Genomic DNA, 11,250 nt, shown 5'->3' on the forward strand with positions numbered 1-11,250 from the left:
TCACGGTTTAACGCATAGGCACAATGAAGCACATCGTACTCCTTGCCTGAAAAGTTTAATCTAGCTTTGAAAGCCATAGTTTTAAAATTTAAAGGTTAAAAATTTGAAATTTTGTAGCCTCCGCTACATTATATATAAACCAATAATTAAGCCAATTATTGTGTATGTAGCTCATTTTAAAAGAATAACAACCAGTCTATTCCCAAAAAACACAGTCAAAAGTGATGTAAATGCAGATTTCTACAAAAGAAAAAAATGTATTTTTTTCAAAAACACCAAATGTCTAATTTAAATTACAGACCACCCTTAGGAATATTGTAGTACTTTAGGACAGTTTGTGGTTCTTCTCTACAATGGCATGAAGATAAAATAAATGGACAAACCAAAAGTTTCCTATACACTATCAGATCATAATATGTCGTTTATTTGAAATGTCCATTTTACCGGATTTGTATTATACAATCTCACAAAAGGATTATTCAACAAGGCATTTGAAGTCAAATAAAAAGAGAGCACCAAACTTATTAACGAAAGGATACCGAAAAAAACCATACACCGTACAATGTACAATACCCAGGTCTCTTGTATTTTTTTTATTAAAAAATCGGCAATAACAAACAAAATAGTAGTTGGAATGCTGATAACCAATCCAAATTGTTTTATGGTCTGCAATACAGCTGCAAAAGTAATTTCATCAGCAAGGGCACCAAAGCTGTACACAAAATATAGTGTGACGATTGTGGTAGCTAATAAAAGAACAGTCAAAAATTTAATCAATAGCATAGAAATATTTTTCATAATTATTTCTTTTTATATTCTGGATTTTCTCCGGACTTAATGCTACGACTGGCCCATTCTCCTCCCTTTTTTGAATAAAGCCGTCATTTTTTGTGAGTTTTATATATATGATTTATCCATAATACGGCGATCATTTCTCTCAGCAGCTATAATTTATAGTTTTAATATTTGGCGGCCTATCGGATAATTTCAAACGAATTTTTGCTTTTGGGCGAGTGTATATAAAAAGGGAAGCCAAATTCTTCACCTGCTCCTTTTTTGAGATAAGAAATTATCGGCGATCTATCCTCCCTGACTAAGTTCACCACCCTATTTTTTGCATAAAACTCTAATCTGGGTGCTTCGGGGAAATCTTGCATTACATACCCTTCATTATCAAGCATTTTGAAAATATTATTTAGCCCGGAAATATTATCCTCTGCCAGATACATAGATGTATCTGTTTCTTCATATCTTTTTTTTAAGAGCGGTGCAAGCGCATTTACATCCTCATCTTTAAAAAGGTTGTATATCCGATGGTAATAGTTGTGTACCCGTTCAATAGCAGCTTCATTTTCAACATCGATAATACCAGCATCAGTCCAGCCTAATAATTGGTAGGGTACCTCTGCCTTAAATTCGCCGATTGATTCTAACATTGGTAATTTACCTGCTTCGGCCTGTGGCATTTTATATTCATATACCGTTTTAAGCTGTTCCTGATCCATTATTGAAGCATCAAGGTATTGTATTTTAATAACAGCTTCGGCTTCCTGGTGTATCGTTTGAGCATTTGCCAAGGGCTTGAACCTTACTTTAACCTGTTGTGCACCGCTGTTTAGTATAAAATGGTTAATAGGATAATTCGAATAAATGCTGCCTCCGCTGTCATACGAAAAGGCCAGGACATCATTGATCAGGATATCAAAATTTGCAAGGGAGACATTAAAGTCTACTAAGTAATAGGGTTCTTTCATCATTTCTGCCTTGATTATTTAAAAGGATTGTCGATATTTTTATGATAACCCACAATTACGGCATCTTCAAATGCTTTTTTAGTAATGATATCAAGTTTAAAGTTTAAACTATTGTTTACCGGATCAAGTGTCAGCCGGTATAGGACATCATTTTTCACCCATGAAGTTACCTGTGGGTAATCAACAACAACACTGTTAAAATCGTTCTTGTACTCCTTATAATATTCGGGAAAGTTCTCTTTAAGTATCGCCTTTGTTTTATCACTCAGTGCTTCAGCCACAATGTTGTTTACGATTGCACTATCGGGTTTTCCGAATGTTTTCTTGAGATACTGTATGCTACCAGCAGTCTGCTCTGCGTTAACAGTAAATGTAGCAAACGATAACAAGTTGTTATAAGTGGTAATTACTGCACCAAATGATGGATTAATCGCTGCACCTGCAAATTTAAGGTTGGCACTTTCTTTTTCGTCGAAAGAATATTTGACAACTTTCTCGCCCTTATCAACTGTTTTAAAACCGCCATCCGAAACTTCGATGTGTCCATTTTGGTTTTCGACCCGTGAAGCATAATCATTTAAATCAATATCCAATGGTTTATTAAAGGTTAACTGCGCAATATCTATAACCTCCTTTTTACAAGCAGTTGCCAACATCACAAGTAACAAAGCGAATGACAATAATTTTATTTTCATAGTATTAAATATAATGTTTTTCGAATTTTATTTCATCTGGTTTTACTATAATTGACTCACCTTCGTAGCTGAAGGTTCTTTTAATGAAACCGAATTTTACGGTGGTAGCTGCCACAAATTTAGCCTTAATACCGGCGAATGATGCGATTGGGCTAGCATAGATTCCATTTTTATCGGCACCTACCTCAATACCTCCTGTTACGCTTGTTTTAACATCTGCTGTTAACACCCCCTCCACACCCATATTTGCTGTACCAGCCTTGGCCAATGCCTTAAACTCTACCGAAATTTTTATTTCACCAGTCATCTTAACGTTTCCAGTGGTTTCTTTCGGGAAAAGGACATTTATTTTAGTTCTGCCGCTAACATTTATTGCTCCACCAAAAGTTACTAAAAATGTAATCTTGACATTTTTTTCTAGTTTTTCCAGTACCCAGTTAATTACCGTTCCTGCACCAGGACAAATGGCATTTCCACCATACTCCACAAAAATCTTGAACAAATCAATAAATGTATTGGCCTCAACAAGTGGTTTGGTATCAGCGCCGATCTCTACTATTTCGCCAACCCTTCCATTGGTTTTTTGGAGATACCATTGTGCCGAAAAAGCAATAACAGGTGGTTTTACCTCAAAACTCCATTTACCTTTTGCCACCGGCGATTGAACTACATCATCGGCCAGCTGTTTGATTTTATTAAAAATACGGAGGGTTTTAGCTATACGCTCAGCCCATTCTTTGCCAAACTCTACTTTTTGTTTGCTACCATTTGCTGCGGTCCATTCCCCGGTTAAAGAAAGCTCAAACTTTTGAGACATTTCGCCGTACTTTTTAGACCATTCTGCATCTATTACCGCGCCAAGAGCTTTATTTTGAGCATTTTTTAATTCGTAACCATATAATTTATTGCCATAAGAATAAGCAAAGGGTTGTGTGTGCGACCATTTGAATTCTACTGTCCATTTGATGTCGGAGTAAACATGAATGGCAAGTGTAGGGTTATTTGGAACTGAAAAATATCGACAAGTATGAATGTGAACCTGGTAATTATTCATTATGCCATTACGCCTGGGCCATAAGTAATTTAACGGCACAGCATTAAACTTACTCATTGTAGATACTGCTGGTACCGTAATTTTACCCTCATTTTCGGCATTTACATCAATGTTAATCAACTTGATGGTTTTGTTATGCTTTTTACGCTCGAAACAGGCTCTGGTATCGAAATTTATAGGTTCAACCGTAATTTTTTTGGGCTTATTACCCGCAATTGTTTCGTAAATGATAGTTTCGGCATTATGCCCGTAATATTCAAATACAATATCTACCCGCCTGTTATTCACATAGTCGTATTCATTTTTATATTTGATATTGTCGCGTCCCATTTTATCATCGGTAGGATTTACCTCACCATGACCAACGGCCTTTATGCGGTTAGGATCCAGCTTCCCCTTGATAAAGAACTCCCTGACCGTTTTTGCCCTGTTCTCTGATAATATGTTGTTGTGGTTCTGTTTACCAATTACACAGGCAAAACCATCAAGTTGTATGATACTGTGCCTGTGCTCTAACAGGAATTGCAGTATATTATTCAGCTGTTTTAAACTCTCTGGCAATAGTTCAGTGCTGTCGAATTTGAAAAGGATGGATTCAACTATTTTCTCTCGCTTATCGCTGATGTTTTTTACGCCTTTTCCATTATCGAAAATCAGTTCGGGTTTGCCCCCCTCCTCGGTAATATTGATCTGCTCAAACTTGCAAAGTTCAAACCTGGCCTCATTCTTATCAGGTTGATAAATGGTTACCGGTGTTCTGTTTTGAGGCGCCTCCATTACCTGCGATTTCACCTTGTCTTTTATCCTCAAAAAACGGGCATGGGCAGTATCGCCTTTACCCCCTGTATCTTCAATATATTTACCTGTTACCGGGTGTACTACGCGTACATAAAATTCTTCAACATCTTCCCTGTCTTTCATCGATTGATACCAGGCATAGGTATTGGGAATTTTTAAGTTGATTTCGCCATCAATTACATCCACCCTATAAATTTTACGGGTTACTTCATCGTCTTTTGGCCACAGTCCCATCATGCTCCGCAATTTTCTGAATACACGGACTTCTACATTATTGTAGCCATTCAAACCTTCGGTGGTTAATCTCAGCCAGATCAGTTCACCATAGGAAAACTGATAAGTTTTCCTTACATCGGGGCCACCTTCATTTTGCGACCATTTGCTGTCTACAATCCTTGCCGGCGATTCACCCCTGATCTTCAGCCCAGATTTGCCATCGAAGTTCCCGCTCCAGCTTGCTTCCATATACCATAAATAAGGCCCGCAAAGTTTTCTGGGAATTTTAAATCCATATTTAAAATTGCTTGGGATCGTTTTCTGAAAATCAATAATACCTTTTGGGTTAAAAATTGCCCATTTTATATTCTTACTTTTATCCTGCTCTGTTGTTCCTGCTTCCCATTCCCCAATTTTAAACCAAACATCCTGACTTGGGGCAACAACCGCTAACTGACCTGGTATAGATCCTTTAGAAGCATTATATACGGTACCTTCACCGGTCCAAACAATTTTCTTAATTCCCTTTGCCATAGCTTATGCTTTAACATTTGCCTCAACGCCTTCAGAATTACCTGCAGATTCATCTAAAGATTCTGACATGGGGTTGAGCTGTGATTGTACATTTTTATCTGCGTTATCAAAGTTTTGCTTTGAAGCCTCCGCCTTTTGCCCGTGCTGGATGATCTCGATGCAATCAGAACCGCCTACAGGGCAGGTGGCCTTACTATCTTCAAGCAGGATCTTCCCTCCATTGGTCAATACGGTTTCTTCATAAAAGCCTGACCATTTTGTAACCACTGCATTGCAGGGTTTATTGTTCATTTTGGAGCATGATCCGAACATGTTCTTTTCGAAAGTTGCGCCGATATCTTTTGTTGTTGCGATCGATTTCTGGCTTCCGTCTTTATCGTTCGCATACTCTTTGGTATGTGTAAGCACCTTGAGTTTATCTGGCGCCGATCCAAATTTGCACACACACTGTGCCCCCTGAACTACAATATGTTTCTCTGCCATGTTCTAGTTATTTTAATAAACGGTCCCAAAATCCTTTTCTTGATCTTTGTCCGTCAATCACCACCATTTCTGTTACCGGCATACCTTTAATATTAGTATCCAATTCAAAATCGTGATCAAATTCCAATCCATCCTCCGGGATAACCGTAATTTTCACCTTTGCTTTTGATACTACCGGCGCGTCATAACTAAAATCAGAAACCACCGAAATGATCCTTCTGTATTTTGGATGTAAAAGGTAATAACCTTCATAATTGCCTGTAGCTCTATTTGCGATATACAAATCATCTTCCAAAGGCTTAATTACGCCATTGTGCAATAACTCTATAGCGCCAAAACTATTGGTCTGTCCGCTTAGTTTTTCTTCGGTTATATAACCTTCAACGTTGAAATCTTTTACTAACGGAAATTTAAATATGGATCCGGCAGTACGGTTTTGCCCATATTCTTTATAAAGGGGTTTAAAAAAAGTCTGGATAAACCAATCGTTCAAAAATGCAAGCTGTATACTGTCAGGATTTGCAAGTTGTTTTTCCATTCTTTCTATATAATTTTCAACCAGACTGCCTTCAAAATTATCGAGAACCCTTTTTTTAACCGTTGGCCATCTTTTTAATATTTCCTGATGGTTGTAGACAGTTTGAAAACCACCATTTTGATCTACCGTAATTACAAGCGGATAAAATACTTTCCCCAGCGCATAGGCTAAACGGTCGGCAACCAGATCAGGAAGCATTTCATTAACAAATACATCACTAACCCGATCAATCTGAAATAATGGCTGCCCTTCTGTACCCGGTTTTAACCTGGTCACTTTTACTTCGTATTTTACCTCGTTGCTATTTTCTTCACCTTCGTTAAAGGTGATCAGAACACCGTATTTTACCGACAATTCTGCCGGCCATTCCAAGCGAAGTGCATTTACTCCCGAATAATATATCGTTTTATTTGAAATGTCCATTTTATCAACGTTATCATCTGAGCGGATTTAAGCTCTCAATTAGCTATATACCCATCCTAACTACCTTATACGTAGTTTATATTCATTTAAATCACTTTATCAGCTGCTTTACCTCTGCCTGAGAGAGGAGCAAGGATTTTACTTTTCCGATATTTTTCTTATTAATTGTTGTAATTAGCATTGTTTCTTTATTCTGGCCAGTTTCTTCAACCTGATCTATTATTTTTAGCTGATTAATTTTTAAAGGAGAATAGAAAACCTGCCTGGACACAATCTGACGATCTTCCGTATTTCGATAAATATCCATTTTAATTGTGCTGGAGTTGACATAACTCATTTTTTTACTAAAGTGGACTTCCTCTGCTGAACTTGCTTTAACTGACTTTAGTTTGTTCAGACTGTTATACGCATATTTGGCATCCCAGGTGTCTTTTAAGTCTGACTGGCTCCTTTGAGTTATAATTTTCGCTTTCTGAATAGTCTTATTCCATCTTATACGATTTTCGGATAATAACACTGGATAAATATCACTAATGGAATAATCCTCCAGATAATCTTCTAAAAGATCAAATAACCCAATAATTGAATGTTTGGTATTTATTTCTTGTTTAACAGATGCATAAAATTTAGGATAAAGCACATAATGATCCTGGTTAACCCGCATTAAATGCTCAGCATCTGAAAATGTAATTTGCCACCCATCTGCCGTTTCTGAATCATTTAATACCGACTTAGCATTTAAATTAAGGCCTTTGCCGCTTCCTGTTAAACTATAAGCAGTGGCTTCAGAAATTACACCTTCTGCAATTTTGTATACCAATAGACTGTCTTTTGCACTGTTTTGCAGGTACAAGATTTTACAGGTATCTCTTTCATTGCCCTGTTTAGTTTTACTTTCCGAAAATCGGGTTAATAAAACTCCATTATAGGAATTCGCTTTTTTCTGTAATTGTTGCGCAGTTACCGAAAAAACGACCATCAAATGGAGTATAAATACTAATAACAGCTTATTCATAATTATTTTGTTGTTGCAGCCGTTAAACGGTTTGGGGTTATTTTCCAGAAAATACTTTTTCCGGCAGTAATTGTTGCAGAAATACCATTTGTAGTTTTTACGCTGGTCTCGTAATAAAAATTGCCGCTTGTCCAATACTGCTGGTCTTGAAAATCAGCTGATGGGACAGCGTATTTAATTCTATCAGGCAATTCAACTTCCTTAAATTGTGGCTTTCCATCGGCACCTTTTACCTGCTTGCCATCCGGGCCAAGTACTGGTTTTTTAATCTTCTTTTTCAAATGTTCATGTGTGCCCTGGTCTGTATTGGCATCATGGTTACCTTTATCTTTGTATCTGGCAGAAGTACCATTTGCGGCAACAAAATCATCGTAAATAGCTTTCGGAATTTCTACAAATTTGTATTCATCAAATTTATTTTGACCTAATTTATTGTATGGGTTTGTTTCAGAATTGCCCCACGCAAGAAAATCTGTTCCATCCCAAAATTCGGCACCATCTGTAATATCTTTTACCCCGAAACAAACATCCAATACCGCATACCTCGCCAGTTTTGATTTTTCATCGTTTTTATCCGGCAGTTCCTTCTTATTTGGTACAGAGGAATACCCTGAAGCAAGTAGCGAACGCCATGTTTTTTTTGTAGAAACCGCCCTGTTACGACTGGTAAAGGCTACACACCTGAGTTCTTTTATATCAGCATTACCTGATTCATGACTGACAATGTAAGCAATGTACCTGAAATCTGAATGGCTGAGGGCTTTTCCATCGTATTTAACCAGATTTGCATCATCGTTCAAAGATTCCCAATTTTTTGCGGCCGCAGCCTGGTCATACTTTTCTTTGGTTGTTACGAAGATTTTAGCACTCCCAACAATGCCACCAAGATATTCTCCCTCACGTGTATAATAAACATATTGCAAGGTGTCTTTAGGATCTTCCTGTGGGGTATAGTTTCCAAATGTGACGTTTGCCATAATTAACTTGATTTACCACCTTCACTTACTACTTTTTTATTGCTCACCAGAAAAAGGTTTTTACTTTTTGCTTCAACATTTATCCGGTCGGCCATTTTTTTAAAGCAATTTCCGACCAAAAGATTATAATCTGCTTTTACGGTGATCCGCATATTTGTGCATTGTTTTTTAATCGCCATGACTTAAAACAGTTTTGATTTCTCCGCGCTGTTAACCTCAACGGTCTTACCACTTTGCAATGTCATGTTTTCTTTCTGGCTGAATAAAGTAATTTCACCGGCCAGTTCATTAGATATTTCTGCCTGTCTGACAAAATCTTTGGCTACAAATTCTGTGCGGTTATCTGAGTTTTCACGAATTTCCCCGGTAGCGCTTAATGAATAATTACTTCCTGCAACAGTTGAAATATCGTTGTTAACAGAAGTGCTTTGATTATTTCCGACGCTTGTACTCTGATCTTGCCCCACACTCACATCCATATTCTCTTGTACATTGATCTGCATGTTCTTACAGTTCAAAGTCATGTTTTCCAAAGCGGTAATGGTAATGTTATTACCTTTCGTATCAATATGGATAATGTTGCTGTGGATATCGGTAATCTTAATACCCTGTGTTTCCTGGTTATCGTCAAATTCGATCAGGTGGCCACTTCTGGTGATGATACTTTTAAGGTGATTCTGAATAAGCGGACTGCTATCTACGCTCGAACTGTGGTATACGCTTCCTATTACTACCGGCCTTGCAATGTTCCCTTCTTCGAAAGCGATCATTACCTGGTCTTCGATTTCTGGGATGGCAAAATAACCGCGGTTATTGCCCCTGTCGCCAACTCCTGCACTAGGTGTAACCACACGTAGCCATTCGGTTACATCGTTGGTTAAACATTCCCATTTAAACCTAACTTTAATACGGCCCTGGCCTTGTGGATCGTTGTTATCGATCACATCGGCCAGTTGCATATCGGGCTGTGGCTTTTCAAAATTCTTAACCAGGATACGCTCAGTTGTGGCTATTTTCCCTTCAAAAGTATTGTGGTATTTACCATTTTCATCGATGTGATGGGTAATGCTGGTAATCAGAAATTTGCCTAAACTTTCGGTGGTAAAAGCAAGTTCCTTACGCAGGCTCATCGTAATTTCTGCAATGCTGCCTATGCTTAAGCCTGCATTATCCCCCCTGGCCGTTACTTTTAAAAGCTCACTGGTATTGGCTTTCTCTTCGTTTTCGACCAGGTTTTTAATATCGTTGTTATTATCAACCCTGATTAAAGACGGTTGATTAAAGGTTTTGCTGAAAGTAAGGTTAGAAGCTTTTATAGCATGAGATAAATCAGGTGTGCCATCTACTTTACCTGTACTCTCGCTCAGCAGCATTTCGTTCTGCTTCGGATTGTAGGAGAAGCGTTTATTTTTTATCGGCGCAATTTCCATTGCATACTGCATTTCCTGCACATCCCTGCCATAAAACAGCGAGATTTCCTTTTGTGTATTGGGTTTACCGAAATTAAGCTGCTTACCGTCGTAAAAAAGCCATTCATGGTATTCGGCCGAAAGGCGGTTTAAAAAAGCGAAATCGCTTTCCCGGTATTGAATAATATAATCGATGGTACTGGTTCTTGCAGCATTGGCAACAACTTTTAAATCATTTGCCGGGGTATCTTTGGTTGCCAGTTTTACAATCTCATTCAGGTCTTTATCAAGGTAAGAACCCAGATCAGGACCGCGGTCGATTAAAATGGTAGGACTATATCCGCTAACGATTATAACACCATGATAACCATGACTTTGAGACAGCTCCACTTTCGAAACCAATCCTACAAAATTCTGCATTCCATTTGGTGAATGACCAAAAGAAGCGGTTAAGGTTTTTCCTACAAAATCGCGGCTATCGTCTAAACTGATCAGTCCGGGCGCACCCATCCGATCGTGGTTAAAGCGGAGTTCGAAATAGTGGTGTTCGTTAAAAGCCTGTTGGAGGCTGAAGGAAGCAAAATGCGTAATTTCCTTGTCCTCTATATTGATTTCTGCAATGAGTTTCTTTTCCATATTGATTTATCTTGATCACAACTAAACCTAAACCCAATTCTGGGAAAAATAACGCGCCAGGCCATTAAAAATGAAGCCACCTTCGCTATTATTCATGTCCAGATAAGTAATGTATGCGGACGCCGGATTAAACGCCTTACCAGAATAGTAATTTTTTTTTACTGCAATATATTGGAGGCGATTAGACATAATTGAGCATTAACTTATGATTTAGTGCCTTGAAAACAGATCAAGGCACTATAAGAATCATAATTTTAGAAAATAGGTAGATGTTAAGGGAATAAAATATCAACGGATTAAAAAGCGCCCTGAAAAATCAGGGCGCCATAATTATTATACGTTAATAATGATTAAGCTTTTGGCCAATCATTTTCGTGTTCTGCATTGCCCAGTTTTAGTTTACGGGCCGATACTACGAAACTTAAAGTCATCGGTGTATTGTCGTTTACCGCAATACCCTCATTGTATTGGATGATATAGCCATCTTCGAAAGAAAGCTCTTTCATCTTTGCGTCTTCTTCGCCTTTTTTGAAAACGATGTTACCTGAAAGCGGTTTGTATTGGTTATTAACCATTGATTCGATTACCGATGTATCTTCGGTCGATTCGATTTCGATGTGGATGGTACCACCATAAACTCCTGATGATGGACGGCCTTTTGCGTCAACATCTCTATTTAATGAAAAGCTGCACTGTAGTACATCAAATTCTTTTGATC

General features: G+C 38.0%; 11 protein-coding genes. All 11 read right to left on the bottom strand.

Translation table 11 applies throughout. From position 1 onward, the window contains the following. Window positions 1-408 precede the first annotated feature (408 nt). A complete protein-coding gene (locus ACFSR6_RS17620) occupies window positions 409-798 on the bottom strand; it encodes a hypothetical protein (RefSeq protein WP_379081259.1) in 390 nt (129 codons plus the stop codon). Between the two features lie 176 nt (window positions 799-974). Then, window positions 975-1,757 carry a hypothetical protein gene (locus ACFSR6_RS17625; protein ID WP_379081261.1) on the bottom strand — a complete coding sequence of 261 codons (783 nt, stop codon included), beginning with the start codon at window positions 1,755-1,757 and terminating at the stop codon, window positions 975-977. Between the two features lie 11 nt (window positions 1,758-1,768). Then, window positions 1,769-2,449 (bottom strand): hypothetical protein, encoded by a 681-nt coding sequence (locus ACFSR6_RS17630; RefSeq protein WP_379081263.1) that lies wholly within the window; start codon window positions 2,447-2,449, stop codon window positions 1,769-1,771. A gap of 4 nt (window positions 2,450-2,453) precedes the next feature. Beyond that, complete coding sequence (locus tag ACFSR6_RS17635; protein WP_379081265.1) at window positions 2,454-5,051, bottom strand: OmpA family protein; 2,598 nt, start codon at window positions 5,049-5,051, stop codon at window positions 2,454-2,456. A gap of 3 nt (window positions 5,052-5,054) precedes the next feature. Beyond that, window positions 5,055-5,534, bottom strand: coding sequence for a DUF4280 domain-containing protein (locus ACFSR6_RS17640; protein WP_379081267.1), 480 nt, complete (start codon window positions 5,532-5,534; stop codon window positions 5,055-5,057). A gap of 7 nt (window positions 5,535-5,541) precedes the next feature. Next, on the bottom strand, window positions 5,542-6,495 hold the full coding sequence (locus tag ACFSR6_RS17645; protein WP_379081269.1) for a hypothetical protein: 954 nt from the start codon (window positions 6,493-6,495) through the stop codon (window positions 5,542-5,544). A gap of 91 nt (window positions 6,496-6,586) precedes the next feature. After that, window positions 6,587-7,510, bottom strand: a complete 924-nt coding sequence (locus ACFSR6_RS17650; protein WP_379081272.1) for a hypothetical protein — start codon at window positions 7,508-7,510, stop codon at window positions 6,587-6,589. Window positions 7,511-7,512: 2 nt separating this feature from the next. Next, a complete protein-coding gene (locus ACFSR6_RS17655) occupies window positions 7,513-8,487 on the bottom strand; it encodes a hypothetical protein (protein WP_379081274.1) in 975 nt (324 codons plus the stop codon). Between the two features lie 2 nt (window positions 8,488-8,489). Next, a complete protein-coding gene (locus tag ACFSR6_RS17660) occupies window positions 8,490-8,666 on the bottom strand; it encodes a hypothetical protein (RefSeq protein WP_183766255.1) in 177 nt (58 codons plus the stop codon). A 3-nt stretch (window positions 8,667-8,669) separates the two neighbouring features. Beyond that, window positions 8,670-10,532, bottom strand: a complete 1,863-nt coding sequence (locus ACFSR6_RS17665; protein ID WP_379081277.1) for a type VI secretion system Vgr family protein — start codon at window positions 10,530-10,532, stop codon at window positions 8,670-8,672. Between the two features lie 350 nt (window positions 10,533-10,882). Then, window positions 10,883-11,250, bottom strand: a 368-nt coding sequence (gene tssD / locus ACFSR6_RS17670) for a type VI secretion system tube protein TssD (protein ID WP_379081279.1), incomplete at its 5' end; no start/stop codon positions are given.

It is taken from the genome of Pedobacter vanadiisoli (assembly GCF_042684385.1).
Classification (GTDB): Bacteria; Bacteroidota; Bacteroidia; order Sphingobacteriales; family Sphingobacteriaceae; genus Pedobacter; species Pedobacter vanadiisoli.